General features: G+C 39.6%; 19 protein-coding genes. 13 read left to right on the top strand and 6 right to left on the bottom strand.

The features are described from left to right. Nucleotides 1-20: 20 nt before the first annotated feature. Both cysM and epsC read right to left on the bottom strand, forming a co-directional pair. Entirely contained in the window at nt 21-905 is an 885-nt protein-coding gene (gene cysM / locus C7972_RS05805; RefSeq protein WP_110355278.1) for a cysteine synthase CysM, read from the bottom strand. Beyond that, the gene (gene epsC / locus C7972_RS05800) at nt 895-1,689 is read right to left on the bottom strand and encodes a serine O-acetyltransferase EpsC (protein WP_110355501.1); all 795 of its coding nucleotides are present in this window, start codon (nt 1,687-1,689) and stop codon (nt 895-897) included. The genes cysM and epsC overlap by 11 nt, the downstream gene beginning before the upstream one ends. 91 nt (nt 1,690-1,780) lie before the next feature. Between epsC and C7972_RS05795 the strand changes: the two genes are divergently transcribed. Continuing rightward, nucleotides 1,781-2,470: a DUF2461 domain-containing protein gene (locus tag C7972_RS05795; RefSeq protein ID WP_110355277.1), complete on the top strand. Its 690-nt coding sequence runs from the start codon at nt 1,781-1,783 to the stop codon at nt 2,468-2,470. A gap of 5 nt (nt 2,471-2,475) precedes the next feature. Here the strand turns inward: C7972_RS05795 and C7972_RS05790 are convergent, their stop codons facing one another. Continuing rightward, nucleotides 2,476-2,889, bottom strand: a complete 414-nt coding sequence (locus C7972_RS05790) for a glyoxalase (RefSeq protein ID WP_110355500.1) — start codon at nt 2,887-2,889, stop codon at nt 2,476-2,478. Nucleotides 2,890-3,250: 361 nt separating this feature from the next. On the opposite strand from C7972_RS05790, the gene C7972_RS05785 reads away from it, so the two are divergent. After that, nucleotides 3,251-3,646, top strand: a complete 396-nt coding sequence (locus C7972_RS05785) for an acyl-CoA thioesterase (RefSeq protein ID WP_110355276.1) — start codon at nt 3,251-3,253, stop codon at nt 3,644-3,646. Here the strand turns inward: C7972_RS05785 and C7972_RS05780 are convergent. Beyond that, nucleotides 3,643-4,932 carry a dipeptidase gene (locus C7972_RS05780; protein ID WP_110355275.1) on the bottom strand — a complete coding sequence of 430 codons (1,290 nt, stop codon included), beginning with the start codon at nt 4,930-4,932 and terminating at the stop codon, nt 3,643-3,645. The two genes, C7972_RS05785 and C7972_RS05780, sit on opposite strands and share 4 nt — an antisense overlap. A gap of 127 nt (nt 4,933-5,059) precedes the next feature. On the opposite strand from C7972_RS05780, the gene C7972_RS05775 reads away from it, so the two are divergent. Further along, nucleotides 5,060-6,847 (top strand): hybrid sensor histidine kinase/response regulator, encoded by a 1,788-nt coding sequence (locus C7972_RS05775; protein ID WP_110355274.1) that lies wholly within the window; start codon nt 5,060-5,062, stop codon nt 6,845-6,847. A gap of 21 nt (nt 6,848-6,868) precedes the next feature. Next, complete coding sequence (locus C7972_RS05770; protein WP_110355273.1) at nt 6,869-8,686, top strand: hypothetical protein; 1,818 nt, start codon at nt 6,869-6,871, stop codon at nt 8,684-8,686. Nucleotides 8,687-9,426: 740 nt separating this feature from the next. Here the strand turns inward: C7972_RS05770 and C7972_RS05765 are convergent. Beyond that, complete coding sequence (locus C7972_RS05765) at nt 9,427-10,290, bottom strand: RNA polymerase sigma factor RpoD/SigA (RefSeq protein ID WP_110355272.1); 864 nt, start codon at nt 10,288-10,290, stop codon at nt 9,427-9,429. 219 nt (nt 10,291-10,509) lie between these two features. Here C7972_RS05765 and C7972_RS05760 point away from each other — a divergent pair, with 219 nt between their 5' ends. The 9 genes from C7972_RS05760 (at nt 10,510) to C7972_RS05715 (ending at nt 21,741) form a co-directional block, all read left to right on the top strand. Beyond that, nucleotides 10,510-11,019: a DUF6155 family protein gene (locus C7972_RS05760; RefSeq protein WP_110355271.1), complete on the top strand. Its 510-nt coding sequence runs from the start codon at nt 10,510-10,512 to the stop codon at nt 11,017-11,019. 276 nt (nt 11,020-11,295) lie between these two features. Next, entirely contained in the window at nt 11,296-12,807 is a 1,512-nt protein-coding gene (locus tag C7972_RS05755; protein ID WP_110355270.1) for a DEAD/DEAH box helicase, read from the top strand. A gap of 5 nt (nt 12,808-12,812) precedes the next feature. Further along, nucleotides 12,813-14,069, top strand: coding sequence for a glycosyltransferase (locus tag C7972_RS05750; protein WP_110355269.1), 1,257 nt, complete (start codon nt 12,813-12,815; stop codon nt 14,067-14,069). A 196-nt stretch (nt 14,070-14,265) separates the two neighbouring features. After that, nucleotides 14,266-15,111 (top strand): 1,4-dihydroxy-2-naphthoyl-CoA synthase, encoded by an 846-nt coding sequence (locus C7972_RS05745; protein ID WP_258364784.1) that lies wholly within the window; start codon nt 14,266-14,268, stop codon nt 15,109-15,111. Nucleotides 15,112-15,358: 247 nt separating this feature from the next. After that, nucleotides 15,359-15,976 carry a DEAD/DEAH box helicase gene (locus tag C7972_RS05740; RefSeq protein ID WP_110355268.1) on the top strand — a complete coding sequence of 206 codons (618 nt, stop codon included), beginning with the start codon at nt 15,359-15,361 and terminating at the stop codon, nt 15,974-15,976. 566 nt (nt 15,977-16,542) lie between these two features. Continuing rightward, nucleotides 16,543-19,056, top strand: a complete 2,514-nt coding sequence (locus C7972_RS05730; protein WP_110355267.1) for an MG2 domain-containing protein — start codon at nt 16,543-16,545, stop codon at nt 19,054-19,056. Nucleotides 19,057-19,090: 34 nt separating this feature from the next. After that, nucleotides 19,091-19,567 carry a 3D domain-containing protein gene (locus tag C7972_RS05725; RefSeq protein ID WP_258364783.1) on the top strand — a complete coding sequence of 159 codons (477 nt, stop codon included), beginning with the start codon at nt 19,091-19,093 and terminating at the stop codon, nt 19,565-19,567. Nucleotides 19,568-19,607: 40 nt separating this feature from the next. Continuing rightward, the gene (locus C7972_RS05720; protein ID WP_110355266.1) at nt 19,608-20,267 is read left to right on the top strand and encodes a peptidoglycan recognition family protein; all 660 of its coding nucleotides are present in this window, start codon (nt 19,608-19,610) and stop codon (nt 20,265-20,267) included. 4 nt (nt 20,268-20,271) lie between these two features. Further along, on the top strand, nt 20,272-21,741 hold the full coding sequence (locus tag C7972_RS05715; RefSeq protein WP_110355265.1) for a M14 metallopeptidase family protein: 1,470 nt from the start codon (nt 20,272-20,274) through the stop codon (nt 21,739-21,741). Between the two features lie 2 nt (nt 21,742-21,743). On the opposite strand, the gene C7972_RS23760 is transcribed toward C7972_RS05715, so the two are convergent. Then, nucleotides 21,744-21,911, bottom strand: a complete 168-nt coding sequence (locus C7972_RS23760) for a hypothetical protein (RefSeq protein WP_181422833.1) — start codon at nt 21,909-21,911, stop codon at nt 21,744-21,746. Nucleotides 21,912-22,252: the final 341 nt, after the last annotated feature.

Raw genomic sequence — 22,252 nt, 5'->3', positions numbered from 1 at the left:
TTGGAACCTAATGCTTCCCTTTAATCGAACAGATCGGAGGAAAGATATCGGTCGCCACGGTCGCACACAATGGAAACAACTATTCCTTCTTCCAGACTTTCGGCCAATTTTACTGCGGCAGCGGCAGCGCCACCACTGCTCATACCTGCAAAAATACCTTCTTCCTTGGCCAAACGCTTCGCCATATCCCTAGCTTCCTGCTCGTTAACCTCCATAACAGTATCCACTTTCGTGGGATCAAATATTTTAGGAAGATATTCCTGGGGCCATTTGCGAATCCCTGGTATTTTGGCCTCGTCGGCAGGTTGCACCCCCACAATTTGAATTCTGGAATTATTTTCCTTCAAAAAAGTGGATGTCCCCATTATAGTCCCGGTAGTGCCCATGGACGACACAAAATGGGTTATTTCCCCTTGGGTATCCCTCCAAATTTCAGGACCGGTACTCTTGTAATGCGCCTTCCAATTATCATCATTGGAGAACTGGTTGATCATGATGTAACCTTCTTCCTTTACCTTCAACTCGGCATAATCCCTTGCACCTTCAATGCCTACATCGGCAGGGGTGAGGGTTACCTTGGCGCCATAGGCCCTCATGGTCTGTACCCTTTCCTTGGTGGAATTTTCCGGCATTACCAATTCTATATCCAAGCCATAAATTCCAGCTATCATGGCCAGCGCAATTCCCGTGTTTCCACTGGTTGCTTCTATCAGTTTGGAGTCTACATCAAAATCGCCCCTTTCCAAACCTTCCTTTATCATATTGAGGGCGGCCCGGTCCTTAACGCTACCTCCGGGATTGTTACCCTCCAATTTAAAAAAAAGTTTAACCTTGGGATTGGTATTGATAACTTTTGATATTACCAAGGGAGTATTCCCTATAATATCCAAAATACTATGAGACATGTGGAAGTGTTTTTATTTTGATTACTGGAGAATGATAGACTGTGGAGTTGGCAGGCACCGATTCTGTTAACCATGCATTTCCTCCAATTATGGAATTCTCTCCAATTACCGTATCCCCTCCTAGAATAGTGGCATTGGCATAGATAGTAACGTTGTTTTCAATGGTGGGATGACGTTTTGTTTTCTGCAATTTTTTGGCAACATATAAAGCTCCCAGGGTTACTCCCTGGTAGATTTTTACATTATTTTTTATTACCGCTGTTTCACCTATGACCACCCCTGTGGCATGATCAATGAAAAAAGAATTTCCTATTTGCGCACCTGGGTTAATGTCCACACCCGTCTGTCTATGGGCGTATTCTGTCATTAATCTGGGAACCAAGGGAAAGCCATCAATATAAAGTTCATGGGCCAGCCTGTAAATGGCAATGGCATAAAAACCGGGATAGGCCATATATACTTCTTCTATGGATAGGGAAGCGGGATCGCAATTGACAATGGCCTCGGCATCCAGATTCAATTTTTCCAGAATTTCCGGTAGTCGCACCACATAATTTGCCCAAATCCTTTGGCAGGGTTTGTCTACCTGCCAACAGGCCAGGTCTACCAATGCATCAAATTCCTTTTCCAATAGATCCAGATTTTCATCTACCGGTGTATCTATATCGAACAGGGTGTAAAACAAACGATTGGTAAACAGCTCAGTCCTTTCCTTAAGTTCAAACCTCAGGTTAGGCTGATTTTTATGTTCCTTAATATTCTTTATTATAGATGCTTTATCCATTTGCACTTTTTGATTATACATTCAAAATTAACCATTATTTCAAAATCAGCTTGTGCTAAATTGGTTAACTTTAGCACAAAGATAATGTGTTATGAGTCGTATACAACAGCAGCTAATTACGAAAGATGTATTTCAATTTTTGGAAAATCTAAAAAAAAACAATTCCAGGGAATGGTTTACGGAGCACAAAACCGAATTCAAGGCGCTGGAAACCGAGGTCAAGGGTTTTTATACCGCGTTAATGGATAAATTGAAGGCTCATGACGACATTGAAAAATTAAAGATGTTTCGTATCTATCGGGATGTCCGCTTCTCCAAGGACAAAACACCCTACAAGACCCATTTTGCCGGGTCCTATTCCAGGGCTGGCCAACGGCTGAGGGGCGGCTACTATCTGCGGTTAAAACCCAATGAAACTTTTATTGCCGTGGGGTTTTGGGGTCCCAACAAGGAAGACCTCCTTAGAATTAGGAAGGAGTTTGAAACCGATGCCACCGAAATACGCACTATAATGAACCAGAAAAGTTTTAAGGAAGTCTGGGGCGGAATGCAAGGTGATGAATTAAAAACCGCTCCCTCGGGCTTCCATAAAGACCATCCCAATATTGATCTGATCAAAAAAAAACAATTCATATTTGTGAAGAATTTTTCCGACAAGGAAGTTATGTCGCCCGATTTTATGGCGAATGTGGACTCTGCTTACCAAGAGATAAGGCCTTATTTCAACCTGATGAGCGACATACTTACCACCAACCTCAATGGGGAATCACTGGTGGAATAAAAGTACTATACTGCTTGAAGCGAGGCTTTTTCAAAAAATTGAACCTGATCCTTAATACGCTCAATGACCATTTGCATCATGCGTTTGTTTAAAGAGGAGGAATTAAGTATGTACAGTTCATACTCCTCCGCAGTAAATTGCCCTATGATAATGCCTTTAAGCGAATTTCTAAACTTAATGTCCTTTTGGATCGCATTTTCTATGAAAATGAGTCGTTTGTTCTGCCCAAGCCCATAAAAACTATTTTTGTGCTTAGCGATGTAATTCTGAAAAACCAAGAGAAGTAAGGCGTTTTGCATTTTAATTACAGGACGTAAGGTTTGGTTCTGAAACCTCTCATCACTGCTCATATTTTCCGTTACTTTGGCTGAAGGGATTATAGGACGAATTTCCAAAAGACTATGGGACCTATCGCTCATATCATTGGTGTTTTTATAAAGGTAGGTATTAGCATTTGTACTAATGGGCCAATTCCATATAGTTTTTAACGAGGTTATGAACAGTGATACTTTAAACGGGTGCCAAAACCTTGAAAATATCGAATAAGCAATAAGTTCAACTATCCACCATAATAATTGGACCACAACCCATTTAGGAATATTCCTATTGAAATGGTAACTGTGGATTATAGGAATCTAATGATTATAACCCGTATTAATTCCCAAATTGAACAAAAAATTAGGATGTAATTTAGATTTACCTAAATCGGTTTACATTTCTCTTGGAGGAGTGCATTAGGGCAAATTTCTTTGCTAATTTTGCTGAAAAATATTAGATACTATGAGATTTCATACAAGAAAATGGGTAAAACCAGAGGATTTGAACGCCAATGGTACTCTATTTGGAGGCAAATTACTTGCTTGGATAGACGAGGAAGCCGCGCTCTATAGCATTATACAATTGGAAAACAAAAGGGTAGTTACCAAGTATATGTCCGAAATAAACTTTATGAGCACTGCATTAAAAGGTGATATAGTTGAAATAGGCATAGACGTGGTCAAATTTGGAAAGACCTCCCTGACCCTTAACTGTGAGGTTCGTAACAAAATGACCCGGGAAACTATTGTAACGGTAGACAATATTATAATGGTAAATCTAGGGGCAGATGGAAAACCAAAACCACATGGAAAAACCAGAATTGAATTTGTAAGGGACCGTTTGGCTTCGGAGGTTTAGTTAACGGAATACGTTTTCGCCACCTCCTGTACCTGATCCAATACCCGTAGTAAATTGCCTCCCCAGAGTTGGGCAATTTCCTCTTCGGAATAACCTCTTTTTACCAACTCCAGGGTTACATTGGGGGTTTCGGATGCATCCCTCCATCCAGCAATGCCTCCACCTCCATCGAAGTCGGAGCTGATTCCAACATGTTCAATGCCAATTAAGTTTACCATATAATCTATATGGTCCACCAGGTCGCTCACCCCCACGGGCTGTGGCCTATCTTTCCTCTTGGCAACCTTGCCCTTGGCCAAACGTACAACTTTGGGATAATTCTCCATAAAGGCGTTTTTCTTTGCCTCTGTAAGATCGGCAAGCTCGCCATTGGCATACCAATCTATCCCCAGGGAATCTGCTACCTCTTTATAGACGTCTTTTAAATAAGCTTCATAGGCCTCATGCTTTTCCGTATTCAAATAGGAACTAAAGGCAACTGCCTGTACAACGCCTCCATTTTCCTTCATTAGCAACAATTGTTCATCGTCCAAATTCCTACTATGGTTGCACAATGCCCTTGCAGAAGAATGGGAAGCTATAATTGGAGCTTCGGACAAGGCTATCATTTGCTTCATGGATTCTTTGGATACATGGGATACATCGATCATTATCCCCAACCTATTCATTTCCTTTACGGCCGTTTTACCAAGCTCACTAAGTCCATTGTGCAACCATACCCCATCGGCCTCCCCCGTATTGGAATCGCAAAACTGGCTATGCCCATTGTGGGAAAGGGAAATATATCTTGCCCCTAAATTATGATAGTTTTCAAATTCCGAAATGTCTTCCCCTATGGGATAGGCATTTTCCACACCTATCATGGCCACTTTCTTGCCCGATCCTATAATTTGCCGAACATCTTTGGAAGTATAGGCCAATGATATCTCTTCCGGCGCTATCTCCTTACACAATCTATGTATGGCATCAAACTTTGCCATGGCGTTTTCCTTTGCCTTGGCATACCCGTCTTCGGTTAGGTCGCCCTGACCAGTATAGACTATCAACCATGGAACGTCCAAACCTCCGCTTTCAAGTTTTGGAAGATTTACCTGATTGTCCAATTTCTGGGTATAATTTACGGCATCGGTAAAATTGGATACATTAATATCCACATGGGTATCTATGGTGATAATGTCACGGTGTATACGTGCTGCTTTTTCTTCTACCGACTCTGTAGGTTTTTCTTGTTTTTCCTTACAGGCAACAATCGCCAAAATACATATAAATCCGATAAAATGCTTCATACTGCTAAGGTTTGATACATACAAATAACGGCATTTGACAACATAAAATGAAGCCTAGATAACATTTAATTGTAAACCGCACTTTAAAAGGGGAGTTTTAGACTTTCAGAACCCAAACCAATATAAATTGAAATCCAACAACCTACTAAACCATCTGACTAATCTTGAAGGTCAACTAAATCATTTTTCATTTGAGGAATTGACCTCGGAGGAAGCTTCTTTATTAAAAAAATCCTTTATGACCTTTAAATATCGTCTTGAGGAAAAAGTGCTTGGACCAAAACCTATAGTTTCTCCCTCCAATACAAACTACAAGGATTTTGAATCGGCCATTGGAAATAAGGAATTGTCAATCCCGTTAAAAAATAGACCTAAGCGGGAAGAAGGAAGACTTCTGGAAAAAGTAGGGGATGAAATTAGATCCCCGATCAACGGGATATTGGAGACTATAGATCTGCTAAAGGAAGGCGACATAACTGCGGAGCAACTTACCCAACTCAATTCCATTACCACCACCTCCAACAATCTTTTGGATATAATTAATGAACTGTTGGAATATACCAAGCTTACCTCTGGAAGGGAAAAGTTTGAAAGTATCGATTTTAATTTTCACAGTATTATAAAGGATACCATTTACCTATGCAACACCTTAATAATCAACAAGGATGTTAATCTGGAGGTAGATCTGGATACGGAAATACCAGAAACCCTTTTGGGAGATCCGTCCAAATTGTCACAAATCCTACTCACCCTTATAGGAAATTCGATAAAACTTATTGACAAAGGAAACATCCTTCTCAAAATTAAACTCCGTAGACAGCACACGGATTACCTGGTACTCGATTTTGAAATTAGGGATTTGCGTACCGGAAACATAAAAAACGACCTAAAGGCCAATGTATTTAATATAGAACCCAATGCAAATGATTTGGGGATCGGCATTGCCATGGTCAGGGGAATATTGCAAATTTTAAATGGATCCTTGGCAACCATGGCCACCTTGGAAGATGGTTGTGCCTATAAGTTCACCATCCCCTATAAAAAAGGGAAACAGAACAAAACATCTGGCTACCTACTAGATTCCGACAGCACAACTACAACCGATAAAATTATAAAAGGCCTTCACATCCTTGTTTTTGAGGATAATATTCTTATTCAAAAAATAATAGAACAGCGCTTAAAAAATTGGGGATGTACCGTGTATGTAACTGATAATGGCCTGGCCGGAATGGATTATCTAATGGAGCACAAGGTAGACCTGGTATTAATGGACCTTAGAATGCCGGTAATGAACGGTTTTCAAATTACTCAAATAATTAGGGAATCCAACAATGATTACATCAAGAGCTTACCCATTGTAGCCTTAACCGGCGATTTCACCATTAATGACAAAATTAAATGCAATGCCCTTGGAATAGACGATTATATCTTAAAACCTTATAGCCCTGACGAATTACTTACCACTTTATGTAAATACAAAAAGGACCATAGGTCCAAACCAGTAAATGAATCCGCTGGGGAACTTGCCCAATTTACTGTAAATAAGGAAGCCTGGAAGGTTAGCTTAGCAGATATACTGGAAGAGTGTATGGGCGAAATAGACCTTCTGGAAGAATTAATCGGCTTATTTAAACAAAGTATGCTCGATTTCATAGGTAGGGCCAATGTCTACATCCCCGAAGGTAATTTTAATCGTTTAGGGTTTGCTGCCCATAAGGTTAAAACGGGACTTTCCATGATGAAAGCCGATCACCTTTATTCCCTTGTGGACAAGATCACAATAGGCTGTAAAACCCATAGGAACCTTCCGGAAATAGGACGGTTATATGATCAATTACTTTTGGCATACCCTATGGTGGAGAAAGCCATTGATAGGGAACTGTTGTTCTTAAAAAGTAAAGGCGGTAAACGTTGAATAATCAAAAAGTGCAAATAAGTGAATATACCCAATATACATACCAACCTGATATGGGATTTAACGGTCTTGTTCCTACTCTTGACCATAGGTTATTTGGCCATTCTGTTCCTTCTAAAAAACAATATCCAGATCAACTGGAACAATAGAGAGGAAAAAAAGAAACATCTACGAGGAATAATATGTGAGCTTTTATTATATGAACAGGGAAAGTTAAAAGAAAAAAATAGGGAGCACATAGACCTCAAAGTGGAATTGTGGAAGCTACTAAGACGGTCGAGCAACAAAGGTATCCTGTCCAAAGTCTTGATGGAAGTGTACCATGAACTGGATGAGGGGGCTAAACTGATAATCCTTAGACTATCCAAAGAATTTGGCATACCAGTAAATACCAATGGAAATTTGGAACAATCGGACATCGATATCAATGGAAATACCATCCCTCAAAAAGATACACCCGGCAATGCAGACCATTTACAAGATACAGAATCAAAAATGGGAGTATCCAAAACGAAGCAGCCATTGAATAACAAGTCCAAGAAGTTCCAAACCAAGACCGATCTATTGAAAGGGGAGGAGCTAGATCTTAGCTTCGTACCATTGGTAACGAACACAAAGAGTCCCAATGCGAGTCCGGAAATTCAGGAAGCGTTGATGATCAGCAACGACTTGGAATTCCTATCGGAATGCCTAGGAAAGGAAAGTTTTGAAAGAAACCCTTATGAGGCCATATACGAGGAAATTTACGGGGAAACCAAGATCCCGCTAAATAACAAACCGGAAAGGAAGGGCGATTCCTTTTTAAGCATAGATTTCCTACCCTTGATAAGGGAGATGGAAGAAGAAAAAGTGGACCTCGATCCAATAACAGACATTAACGATCTTGAAGTGGATTATGAGGTAGTCATAGATCCGCACTTAAAGAAACAGATCAGTGATATATTAACTTCGCATGTAGAGGAGCAAAACACAATAGTAACCATAAGCGAAGACGATAAATTATTGGATCTGGGAGAAATGGATCTACCGGCCGCCCGATTCTACACGGATCGGGAATTTAAGAAAGTTAAATTACTACATTCCATAGCAGAAATGGGAGATATACGGGAGGTACCCCTTTTAAATGAAATGTTGGATGAGGAAAAAAACGACTCCATAGCCAATCTCATTAAGGAAATAATTTCCAAGTTCCTTTCGGACTATCCTTTGTATATCGATGAAAAGTTAAATGACAATAAAATAGTGGATTTCGGGGAACATTATGTGTTCAACCATTTATTCAGCTCATTGGACAGGGAATCACAACTACTTTTGCTGCAGGAAATGCAACAAATAGGCGATCTAAGTGATCTACATTTTTTAGCAACCCTACGCAATCATTCGGACAGTACCATAAGGGAAAAAGCTAAATTGGTTTCTTTGTATATAGAAACTAAATTACAGGCCATACCGATTAGTGACGTGGAAGTAATTTCCGGACACAAATTGGATTTAAAAAAGGAAATCACTGAACCTACTAAGTTACAACTAGATCCTGCGATCGACTTTGAAGTGGCAACATCGGGCTTTATATCTTCAAAATCATCTAGCATGGAGGCCTTTGTAAACGATAGTACTACTTTCTTTGATCAGGGTGCTACACCTATGGATGGTGATGGGGAAAACTTTGGCTCCAATGACCTGTTCAACATCAATTTTGATATTACACCCTCGGAGAATATTACATTTCACAACAATAGCGCTGGCGTACCTAATGGAAAAGAGAGCTTAGAGGAATTGGAGGCCATGAAATTTCTAGACCAATTAAAGGAGCTCACCAATAAAATTTTTAAGAAATAAAAGGTATTAAACCACAGGGCAGGCCTGTCTGACTACAAAGGCAGGCCTGTCTGCCGACAAAGGCAGGCCCTGAACCCAGTGATAGGAATCGACCCTAGGGTAGAGGTATTGAACCTAGATTCCGCCGAAAAAGGCGGGATTAGTTCAACTTGCAATTTTAAGTGCGTCTTACTGGGTTCTCAAAATTGAGTTTCGCTAATAAATGCCATTAAGCCCCAGAAAAGACTCAGGGTTGTTTTAAGAACCGGCCACATGTTTTGTTCAACAGCATGAAATATATCGATTGCCATAAAAGATTAAACTTTAAGAACTGTACACTTTACAACTAAAAAACACTTATACACAACATTTTATTGGTGTGAAAAGAGATAATAAATAAGTTTACCATATAATTATTGACCCAAACAATAAAAACCTAAACCAAGTCTTACTATGTTATACGACACCTACGGAGAGGAATATTTAGCATTCCTACAAGATTTAAATGAAATTTTAAGTTTAAACGAATTGGCCGAATTGGACTATATGTAGTTCGGCCGGGAATTCAAAACCTAAAAACCCCTATTAAAATGGCAAAACAAAATCCAGACAACGCAGCTTATTTAAACTTCATTGAAGATTTAAATGAAATCCTAATTGATTTCAATATCAGTAAATTAAGTTATTCTTAAACCCAATACTTTAAAAACAAAGAGGCCGAATAAATTAATAATTTATTCGGCCTCTTTGTTTTTGGTCATCTATCCCAAATAGGTTTTGAGTAATTTACTCCTGGAATTGTGGCGAAGCTTTCTTATAGCCTTTTCCCTTATCTGCCTTACCCGCTCCCTTGTAAGATCAAAAGTGAGTCCTATCTCGGCCAAGGTCATGGATTGCTGGTCACCTATACCGTAATACAATTTAACCACATCCGCCTCCCTTTGGGAAAGCGTATCCAAAGCCCTGTTGATCTCTGTATTTAAGGACTGCTGCAAGAGAAACATATCCGGCCTAGGGGATTCTCCGGAACGAATTACGTCGTACAGATTGGAAACCTCTCCCTCCTTTAACGGGGCATCCATAGAAACGTGTCGGCCCGAATTTTTTAGGGATTGTTTAACTTCACTAACGGACATCTCCAATTCCTTGGCTATCTCCTCCGGTGATGGTGGCCGCTGATGGGCCTGCTCCAGATAGGAAAAGGTCTTTTTTATTTTATTTATGGAGCCAATCTTGTTCAATGGCAAGCGCACCACCCTGGATTGTTCGGCCAGTGCCTGTAAAATGGCCTGTCGTATCCACCAAACGGCATACGAAATAAATTTAAATCCCCTTGTCTCATCAAAACGTTTTGCCGCTTTAACCAAGCCTACGTTTCCTTCATTGATTAAATCAGGGAGCTTCAAGCCTTGATTTTGATATTGTTTGGCCACAGAAACCACAAACCTTAAATTTGCGGTTGTTAATTTTTCCAAGGCAACTTGATCCCCATCCCTAATTTTTTGAGCCAATTCAACCTCTTCATTTGCTGTGATCAATTCTATTTTACTGATATCCTGCAAATACTTGTCTAGTGATTTTGATTCCCTATTCGTAACCTGCTTGATAATCTTTAGTTGCCTCATATATTTTTTATTTGGATTTTGAAGTGTCAATCTCTCATTATACCTTTTTTTTATGTCTTTTCCAAGGGAAGCTGTATTACTTATACATAATTTATGAGAAGTTTATGATATTCATTGTCCAATCCAATTATTAAAATACTAATTTTCCTTCTTGTGCTAATTTTTGATTTTTAAATGGGAAATTGCAATTCTTGAGTTCAAATCGAATTAATTGGAAGAATGAGTAAGAGAGCATTGGTAAAATACTTATCGGAATTAAAAAAAAAGGAGCTGGAAGAGCAAATAATAGATCTATATCACAGATTTCCGGTAGTAAAGGAGTATTATGATTTTGTTTTCAACCCCAGGGAAGACAAACTGGTGCAGGATGCAAAAATAAAGATCTCCAATGAATACTTCCCTTTAAGAAGAAAAAGGGCCAAGGCCAGAAGATCGGTGGCCCAAAAATACATAAAGCACTTTATAAAATTGGGGGTAGACCCACATCTAACGGCAGATCTTATGTTGTACAACCTAGAAGTTGCACAATCTTTTTCGCTGGAAAAGAATGTACCTGAGGCCTTCTACAAAAGCATGGGCAACTCCTTTGGCGAACTGGTCCAATTTATTTCCGTAAATACTTTGTTAAGGGAGTTTAAAGCCAGAATTGTTGCCTGCTATAGGTTTACCCAGGATCATCATTGGCCCAACGCGGACGACTTCTCAAAGTCCTTGGATATCATAGACTAGCCCCAAGGCTGCTCCGTCTTTATTGGCACCGCCAAAGGGTATAATAGCCCGAGGCTTGCCTCGAAAATTAAAGTTCGTTTCCTACGAATGCCTCGCGGGCTTGCCCCGAGGTAGTTTACTTATTTGCCGTCTCTTGCCCTAGGGAGTTTTCCATAAATATAACCGATGGGCAATCGCAATTTCATGTTTTTCCCTTTTAAATTTGAAACCGGCACAAAAAACTCTTAATTTTGTAAGGTTTGATTTTTCTTAATTTTAAAAAATTTCATTTCCCATTTGGAGCTACCTAAAGAAAGTACGGAAAAAACCCTTTATGATTATCAAGAGGAAGACTTGAACACTATTTTTAAGTGTTTGGAGGAATCCCCGGATGACATGAACCTTTTATACCAATTGCCTACAGGTGGAGGTAAAACAGTTGTTTTCTCGGAAATTGCAAAAAGATATATTCATAAAACCAATAAAAAGGTAGTAGTTCTTACCCATAGAATAGAATTGAGCAGTCAAACCTCCAAAATGTTAAATGGATTTGGCGTTAAAAACAAAATAATCAATAGTGAAGTAAAGGAATTACAGGACCAAGACCAATACATGTGCTTTGTGGCCATGGTAGAAACCCTCAACAATAGGCTTCAGGATGATAAGGTAAAGATCAATGATATTGGACTTGTCATCATTGACGAAGCGCATTACAATTCCTTTAGAAAATTATTCAAATATTTTAAAAAGTCCATTATACTTGGAGTTACGGCTACGCCCTTAAGTTCCAATATAAAGCTCCCGATGAAGGACCACTATCAAAAGTTGATCGTGGGAGAATCCATATCATCCCTTATTGAGAAGAAATTTTTGGCCAAGGCCAATATGTACAATTATGATGTAAGCCTTAAGAGTTTAAAATTGGGCATAAGCGGCGACTATACAGTAAAATCTTCGGACGAGCTCTATGGCAACCAGAACATGCTTACCAAATTGGTAAATGCCTATGAAGAGATTGCGAAAGGTACCAAAACCCTTATTTTCAATAATGGGATCAATACCTCTTTATACGTTTTGGACACTTTTAAAAAAGCAGGGTACAACATAAGGCATTTGGATAATAAGAATAGTGCTTCCGAGCGTAAGGAAATTCTAAAATGGTTTTCAAAGACTCCAGACGCCATACTCACCTCGGTAAGTATATTGACCACTGGATTTGACGAACCAACGGTAGAAACCATTATTTTAAATAGGGCAACCAAATCCTTGACCCTTTATTTTCAAATGATAGGCCGTGGTTCCAGGATATTGCCCAATAAGAATGAATTTACGGTGGTAGATCTTGGGAACAATGTGGCCCGATTTGGATTATGGGACGCCCCCATAGATTGGCAGGAAATATTCCATTTCCCTGATTTCTTTCTGGAAAGCATAAAAAATGATGAGGAAATAGAACGGGAATTTGTGTACGAAATGCCGGCCGACCTCAAGGCATTATTTAGCAAGTCCAAGAATATCGAATTTGACATCAAGGCAGAATACAAAAAAGTTTTTGCACAGGGACTTAAATCCAAGACCGTTCTGGAAAAAAGTATTGAACAGCACGCCACCATTTGCGTGGAAAATAGTGACGACGTATTTGACGCCCGTATCCTGGCCAAAAAATTAAAGGAAGAGATCGCCTACCGGGTACGTCAATATTCCTATTGTATAATGAACAATACGAAAAATTACAAAGAGTGGTTGGAAGAAGATTATGAGCGTAAACTGCGCTCTAAAATTTCCCAGAAATTCGCCAAGCGTTTATAGAACAAATGTTCCCAAAAACGGACAAAAAAATATTGATCATTGGCTATGTATGGCCGGAGCCGGATACAACGGCGGCCGGAGGCAGGATGCTGCAGTTGATACAATTCTTTTTGGAACAGGGATATCAGCCTACCTTTGCCAGCACTGCGGCAGAAAGTGATTATAGCTATGACCTGTCGGGCATTGGGGTAAACACAAGTCCCATAATCCTCAACCATTCCAGTTTTGATACTTTTATAAAGGAGATAAAGCCGGATATCGTTCTTTTTGATCGTTTTATGACCGAAGAACAATTTGGATGGCGTGTTGCGGAAAATGCTCCAAATGCCATACGTATTCTGGATACCGAAGATTTACACTCCCTTAGGATTAGCAGACAATTGGCATACAAAAAATCCATTTCCTTTACGGAACAATTTTGGTTGGAGCAGGACCAAACAAAAAGGGAAATAGCCAGTATTTTTAGATGCGATCTTAGTTTGATCATTTCCCTATACGAAATGGAGCTACTTACCAAAACCGTTAAGATCAGCCCCAATCTACTAATGCATTTGCCCATGATGTATGATGCCATTGATACAGAAAAACAAAACCAGTGGCTCCCTTTTGAACAGAAAAGGGATTTTGTATGTATCGGCAATGGGAAACATGTCCCAAACATTGATGCAGTCCAAACCCTTGGAAAACACATTTGGCCTCTCATCCGCAGGGAATTGCCCCTTGCCAATGTATTTATTTACGGGGCCTATATGCCAGAAAGCATGAAGCAATTGAACAATCCAAAACAAGGGTTTCACCTTATGGGGCATGCCATTGATGCCAATGAGGTTATATCCCAGGCCAGATTGAACCTGGCCCCCATAAACTTTGGGGCGGGAATTAAGGGCAAACTGCTCATCGGTATGTTAAACGGCACGCCCAGTATTACGACAGAAATTGGAGCTGAAGGAATTTGCGAAAATTCGCCTTGGAACGGAATAATTGCCAATGACCCTGAAAACTTTGCAAAGGCCGCCATACTCTTATATCAAGATAAGGAAAAGTGGTCCCTGGCCAGGAAAAATGGCATGGCCATCATCAATAATAATTACAACAAAGCTGTGTTGCAACAAAAATTATTGGATAGGATAGAGCAGCTCAAAAAAGATTTAAACTCACATAGAAAGCATAATTTTATTGGCTCCATGCTCCTTCACCATTCGCTTGCCAGCACCAAGTTTATGTCCAAATGGATCGAGGAAAAAAATACCAGACCGCAATAAGCCTCTATCCTAGTCTTATCCAGGTAGTTCACCTTCGGCCCCACCTATATAACAGTGTAAGTAAATCGGTAATGACTTTTCGGTGCCCGACACACCGTAACGGATTGGCAAGTATCGGATCTTTCAAATCCCGTTAAGAACGCAAGGAATTTAGTAAAGTGTGTTATCTTTGATACTTGACAAACCTTATTTTATAATGCAGCAAAAAATTGATTGGAAAGTAGTTCGGGAATTTGAAGATATCACCTATAAGAAAAGTGGGGGTGTTGCCCGTATAGCTTTTAATAGGCCCAACGTTAGAAATGCCTTTCGGCCCAAGACCACCAGTGAACTTTATCAAGCCTTTTATGACGCCCAGGAAGATACCAGCATAGGGGTCGTTTTACTTTCTGCCGAAGGTCCGTCTACCAAGGACGGAGTATATTCCTTTTGTAGCGGGGGCGACCAAAAAGCAAGGGGGCATAAAGGCTATGTGGGGGAAGACGGAATGCACCGCTTAAATATATTGGAAGTGCAGCGCTTAATCAGATTTATGCCCAAGGTGGTCATTGCCGTGGTACCCGGATGGGCCGTTGGGGGAGGCCATAGTTTGCATGTGGTCTGCGATCTAACCTTGGCCAGTAAGGAACACGCCATCTTTAAACAAACGGATGCCGACGTAACCAGTTTTGATGGTGGATACGGGTCTGCCTACCTGGCCAAGATGGTGGGACAAAAAAAGGCGAGGGAGATATTTTTCCTTGGCAGGAATTATTCTGCCCAGGATGCCTTGGAAATGGGAATGGTAAATGCAGTTATTCCCCATGAGGAACTGGAAGATACCGCTTATGATTGGGCCCAAGAGATACTTGAAAAATCGCCTACCTCCATAAAAATGCTAAAGTTTGCCATGAATCTTACGGACGACGGTATGGTAGGGCAGCAGGTATTTGCCGGGGAAGCCACAAGGTTGGCCTATATGACGGAAGAAGCAAAGGAAGGAAGAAATGCTTTTTTGGAAAAACGCAAACCCAATTTTGGCAAAAACAACTGGATCTCTTAACCTTATATACTTTCCAAAGCCTTAGAAACTAAAAAGAGCCTTGTCTTTTGGGACAAAGCTCTTTTACGAGAACACTATATGAAAATGAAAAAATTATTAATTCGTTTTTATTACACTGCTAAAGTAGGGTAGAAGGCCTTATTGGGAAAACTATTGTTGTGAAGTGATCAAAAGTTGTGGTTAGGCTAGGAAAACTTGTTATGTACCAATTACAGAGAATTAAAATTGGAATAGTTAATACAAAAATATGGCATTCAAAAAAATACAGGAACAGTTAAAGGAAGTGTTGGGACAACAGGGAATTCAGGAGCCTCTTCCCTTTCAAAAAGCGATTCTTTCAAAAATTAAAGGGGGAGCCAGTGTTTTTGGAATCGCGCCTGAAGGTGCCGGTAAAACCACTGCGATAATTATAAGTACGCTTCAAAAACTGGATTGTACAGCTTTTGAGGAGGCCCCTAGAGCCTTGATCTTTGTTAAGGACAAGGAAGCGGCATTGGCCTTGCAAAGTGAATTTGAACGCTTTACGCGAAGGATGGATCTCCGCATTTATCCAGTATACGAAGAGCACAATATAGAGACTCAAAAAAATGAAATTTTTGAAGGAGTGGATATTGTTATCGCAACCCCTAAAAGATTGAGCAAGATCTTTTACCTCAACGGTATCAATCTAGGGAAACTAAAGTTATTTATTGTGGACGATGCGGAGTTCCTATCAAAACCCAGCCCTTTTTCCGATGTTATACGAATCCCCGAAAGTTTGGACCGATGTCAGTATGCCATTTTTTCCACCAAGTTCGATAGCCGTATGGAGCGGATGCAGGAATTGTTTATGGCCAATGCACAGATAGTTGAAATAGGGGAATGATTTAATTGAACCAATATTATATTGAAGGCCCAGTTCAGAGGAGTCAAAAACACGGAATTCTTCCTATTTAGGCTAACTACAATATTTGCATAAATATCCAATTACCCAGAAATTGTACTTGATCCATTGGTTTTACTAAATTGCTCTTATTAATTAAAACTGTTGCTCAAAAAAACACGACTGATCAAATTAATCCCTTTTTTTCATAAACACAACAATTGTTCTTGACCCCCAATTGAGTAATCCAAGCCAACCCTAAAGGCCTAAAACTAAAAAGAGCCTTATCTTTTGGGACAAGGCTCTTTTACGAGAACACTATATGAAAATGAAAAAATTATTAATTCGTTTTTTATTACACTGCTAAAGTATATTGGTTGTACGGTTGTAGGAAATTAATGTTGGGAAATAGCCCCGTTCTGTGGTGAAAGCTGCTTTTTATGATATTTTGAGTACATACATACTTTAAAATGGGCGGTAATTTGTTTAAATTCCACCATAGTGAAAAGAATCTTTGTTATTTTAGATAGAATAACCCAGGTTACTTCCTTTATCAATTCTGACGCCGTATGTATATAAAAAAGAGAGAATATTGGAAGAGCGTATTCCTATTTATCTTTTTTACGTCCGCTCTACTCGCTCAAAAAAATACCGCCCTAAACAGTATTACAGAAAAACTGGAAGATTATGTAAATAATTTGGGGCCCGAGAAAGTATATATTCAAACGGATAAAGATTTTTATACTATTGGAGATACTATTTGGTTCAAGTCCTATTTGGTGAACGGTGTGAATCATTTATCCAGTGATTTGAGTAAGGTGGTTCATGTTGAGATATTGGACACAAATGACAGTTTGGTAAAAAAACGAAAGCTATATACCGATAAGGGAAGTGTCTCCGGCGACATTGAAATTGACGATTCTATAGTGGAAGGGAATTATCATATCCGCGCCTATACCAAGTATATGCTAAATAATGATGCTAAATTTCTTTTTTTAAAAGAAATCCCAATCTTGGCCCGTCCGGTGGCTACGAATGATACTTCAAGTCTTGCTGCTTTAAATACCATAGTAAAAATAGGCCAGGAAAAGGAAGTTCCAAATCCCCAGATTTCGAAACCCATTGTTCAATTCTCCCCTGAAGGCGGTAACCTGGTAACGGGTCTCCCTAGTGGGATAGGCCTAAATATAACTAATGAAAATGGAATTGGAATAGCCTTGAAAGGTAAGATCATTGACCAGGATGGCAATAAGATCAATTCCTTTGAAACCAACCATTTGGGAGTAGGCCTTGTATCCTTTACCCCTGGAACAGCTATCAATTATCTCGCAGAAATAGATATTGACGGAAACCTTTACAGATATTCGGTACCCACTGCCTTGAACCAAGGTTATACAATGCAACTTAAGAACTTGGGAAACCATATAATAATTAAAGTTTCTACCAATATTGACCAAGGACTAATGGGGACGTCAGTAGTGGGACACCTCCGTGGTAAAGTATTCCTTAAATATGCAAAAAAATATAGCGATAAAACGTCATATCTTATTAAATTCCCTACTTCCAAATTGTCAGATGGGGTGGCCCATTTTACCTTGTTCAATCAAGACGGAGAGCCTATGTGCGAACGTCTGACCTTTGTAGAAAACCAAAGTAATACAGTAAACCTTACCCTTAAAACAGATAAGACAAACTACAGCTTACGAGAAAAGGTAATGCTGGAAATGTCCCTTACCGACAACCATGGAAAGCCTTTGCAAGGTGATTTTTCCATCAGCGTTGCAATGAATAATAGTTATAAAAAAGATGCTGCCAATATAAAAAGTTGGTTGCTGTTGATTTCTGATATGGGTAAAACATTGGGTAATTCAAATTCACTTTTTAATCAGGATGCATCTATTTCAAAAAACATACTTGATATGTCGATGCTTTCACAAAGGTGGCAGAGGTTTTCCTGGGGGTCTTTACTGTTGGATAAACCAGGTACAGCAATAGAATTTATACCAGAGAAGGGGATTTTGATCAAGGGGGTAACAAAGGCGTTCGACAACCCCTATCAGCCAAGAAAGGCCCTGACCACATTAAGTATCTTGGGTCCAGATGTTTATCAAGTAAAAAGCCTAACGGATACCCAAGGGAAATTTAGCTTCGGGCCCTTGGTTTTTTTTGATAGTGTTGAAGCCTTTATTAATGCATCAACCACGATTCCGAACAAGAATGAAAAAATCGCTATTCATTTGGATACGTCAAAAGTACAGGTCTATATTGATAATCCTATGGTCCCAAGTTTACATAAAAAGACTGTTCCAATTCAAAAAGAACTTATGGAGTATAGAGATAAGGTAGGTGATTTACAGTATTCCCCTAGGGTTACGGCATTATCTGAAGTTGTTGTAAAAGCTAGGCAAAAGACTAGCAAGGATCGTATTGAAGAAGAGTTGAACAAGATGACCGTATATGGTCCTGCCCAAAATAGACTTTTCCCCGATTCGATACCCGGTAGGAAGTCGCGCACCGTTTTCGACCTTCTAATAGGAATGGCCGGCACTCGAGTTATTGGCACTTTTCCTAACCAGGGTGTACGCATTAGAGGCACAAGCAGTTTGAGTAACTCCGGTGATCCATTATACACTATAGATGGAGTTCCTGTTACGGCAGATTTTGTTCAAGGCATGAGTGTCAATGATATTTTGTTCGTTGATGTCCTGAAGGGAGGGGAAGCTGCTTTTTTCGGATCCCGTGGTGCCAACGGAGTTGTTGCAATATACACCGACCGAGGTCGAAGTTTTGATTTCAAACAAAAAGAAAACTTTGGCGTTACCAATATTATTGTTGAGGGATTCTATAAAGCAAGGAAGTTTTATAGCCCAATTTATGGAGGAAGACAAAAAACGGACCGTATCAAGTCGGATTATCGCACTACCTTATATTGGAACCCAGAAATTGTGGTCAATGATAACATATCTACCTATTTCAGTTTCTTTACTGGTGATGTGCCAGGGGAATTTACCATTAAGGTAGAGGGAATTACTGCCAACGGCATTCCTGTAAGCAAGCAGTGTAACTTTGATATTTTTAATTAACTTACAAGAAAGTCCACAATTATTAAATAGCACCATGAAACAAACTGTTATGAATAATTTTGTGAATGCATGGGGTGTTAAGGGTCGGCAACGGGCATTGTGGTTAATTTTGCCAGGAATCCTTTTTTCCCTGGCTAGCTGCAAGGAGAAGGATGTGGATGATGGTTATATCTGGAAAAAACTGAAGGTAACGGCCACGGCCTACAATTCCTTTCCTTACCAAACCTCCAAAATCCATCCAGGAATTACCGCCTGGGGCGATTCGCTAAAACCGGGTATGAAAATCATTGCCGTTTCCAAAGACCTGATTCCCTTGGGATTGGATTACAATACCCAAGTAAAAATTAAAGGCGATAGCAGTATTTATCTGGTGAAGGATAAAATGCATTCCAAATGGGGAAATAGGATCGATATCTATATGGGCGAGGACAAGGAGAAAGCGTTGCAGTGGGGACGAAAAAAAATAACCATCCACTATAGGGTGAAAAGGGATTCCACAGAAATAAAATGATATTGTATCTTTATCACCTAAGTTTATTTGCTGAAAAACAATGAAGAAATTAGCTCTTTTGTGTTCCCTTTTTATGACCATTTCATGCTCCATACACCGTGAAATAATAGACAAACCCATTATTTTTGACGAAGAGCGAAAAGATCTCACTTTGGAATACATGTCGGACCATTACGGTCTTGTCCAAGAGGAACCCCTTATAGTGCCCAAGATGGTGGTATTGCACTGGACGGTAATCCCTACCCTTGAAAAATCGTACCAGGCCTTTGAGTTGCCTACCCTGCCCGATTGGAGGCCTGAGATTAGTTCGGCCAGTGGTTTAAATGTATCCTCCCAATTTCTTGTAGATCAAGATGGTACAATATATAGGTTAATGCCGGAAACCACTATGGCCAGACACGTTATAGGTCTAAATCATTGCGCCATTGGCATTGAAAACGTAGGAGGGACCGGGGATACCAAACTCACCCGGGCACAATTAAGGTCCAACAAATGGCTGGTAAAATATTTAAAATCAAAATACGATATAGACTATTTGATAGGCCATTATGAATATACCCTTTTTGAAGATCACGAGCTATGGTTGGAAAAAGATGAGGGGTATAGGACCGTTAAGACCGATCCCGGTGAAAAATTTTTAAAAAGAGTAAAAAGAGCCTCCAAAAAACTTAATTTTAAACCTACTCCAGCAACAAGATAATATTATGACATCATATAAAATAGCCCTCATCATTTGTTTACTAATGGTCTTTTCTGGCTTCGGGCAGGAAATTGATTTTACTTCCAACTTGTATTCTACTTATGAAAAATACAAGGAACCTTCTTTGGATAAAAGACGGATAAAACACAATGGGATACAACCGCTTATTAACAGATTGTCTGCCAACCCCCAATTTAAGGTAAAGGTTGTAGGTAAATCCATCGAAGGGCGAAGCCTATCCCTAATCAGTATTGGGACAGGTGCCACCGACGTTTTTCTTTGGTCCCAAATGCACGGGGACGAACCTACGGCTACCCAGGCAATATTTGATATTTTCAATTTTTTTAGCAGTGGCGATTTCAAAAGTGAAAAGGATAACATTTTAAAAAATTTAAAATTACACTTTTTGCCTATGCTCAATCCGGATGGGGCGGAAGTTTTTCAGAGAAGAAATGCCTTGGGAATAGATATCAATAGGGATGCGCTTGCATTGCAATCTCCGGAAGGAAGGACCTTAAAAAGGGTAAGGGATAGTTTGGATGCGGCATTCGGATTTAATCTTCACGACCAGAGCACCTATTACAATGCGGAAAGAACGGATAAGCCGGCGACCATCTCCTATTTGGCACCTGCCTATAATTATGAGAAGGACATCAATGCTGTGCGCGCCAATGCTATGAAGGTTATCGTATATATGAATCAAATAATTCAGAAATATGCTCCAGGGCAGGTAGGGCGTTATAATGACGATTTTGAGCCCAGGGCCTTTGGGGACAACATACAAAAATGGGGTACCAGTGCCATTTTAATAGAATCTGGCGGTTACAAAAGTGATCCGGAAAAACAGGAAATCAGAAAATTGAACTATGTTTCCATCCTATCCGCCATCTATAGTATCGCCAAAGAAAATTATAAAAATATTCCCATTTCGGACTACGACAAAATTCCAGAAAATGATAGAAAACTGTTCGACCTTAAACTCAATAACCTTACCTATAATTTGTTGGGGAAAAATTATACCTTGGATGTAGGCATACACCAACTAGAGATTGATGACCCATCGCATAAAACCTACTATAACAGCAGTAGGGTGGTAGACCAAGGGGATCTATCCACCTATTATGGATATGAAACCTTGGAAGGCAAGGGCTATGCAATAGCCGGAGGAAAGGTTTATCCAAAAATCCTAACTTCCGTAAAAGAGGTATCACAGTTAAAGATAATGGATCTTCTGAGGTCTGGTTTCACCTATGTACGGGTAGAAAATATCCCCAAGGGCGAAAATCATGTAACCTTTCCCATCAACATTATAGGTAAGGACTACAAAGTCCCGGAATTTAAATTGAGGGTAGGCGCTATCCCCAACTTTATATTGGAAGAAGACCGCAAACCCCGTTATGCCGTGATCAACGGATTTCTTATCGACCTAAAATCCGGGGAAGGAAGTTTTAAAAATGCTTTGATCTTAAGATAGTTCTAATATCCGAAGGAAATGCGCATATTATCCCCATAGGCCAATATACAGTAGAGCATTATAAAAAGAATGCTTACGATACAGCTAAAAATAGTGATGGCAAGGCCCTTGAACCAATTGGATAGCTCACTGATGGCGCTATACTTAAAGATGTCGTTGATTACAACCATGATATTCCTTTTTTAAGTGATACAAAATTTAGTCTTTAGCATACATTTATGAACATAGGTTGATAAGGGTTGTTGTAGATAGAACAATTATCTAGCCAAAAACCCTACCTGTAGTCTTATTATGCCACATTTAACTTCTTTGAAGGTCTTTCCATTTATTTTTTATCAAAGCTATATTTGGGATAGATTATTTCTAGGTTAACCCTACCTTATATACAATATCTACCGAAATAATTATTTAGTTTTGTTTAAATTGGTCGAGTCCATTTTTTTTCCAAAAAATTAAATGGGAATACAATTTGTTGAACTTCAAATATTAATATCCATAGTAATATAAATTA

This window comes from Arenibacter sp. ARW7G5Y1 (assembly GCF_003201775.1).
Taxonomy (GTDB): Bacteria; Bacteroidota; Bacteroidia; order Flavobacteriales; family Flavobacteriaceae; genus Arenibacter.
This window is presented reverse-complemented; position numbering and strand designations above follow the sequence as displayed.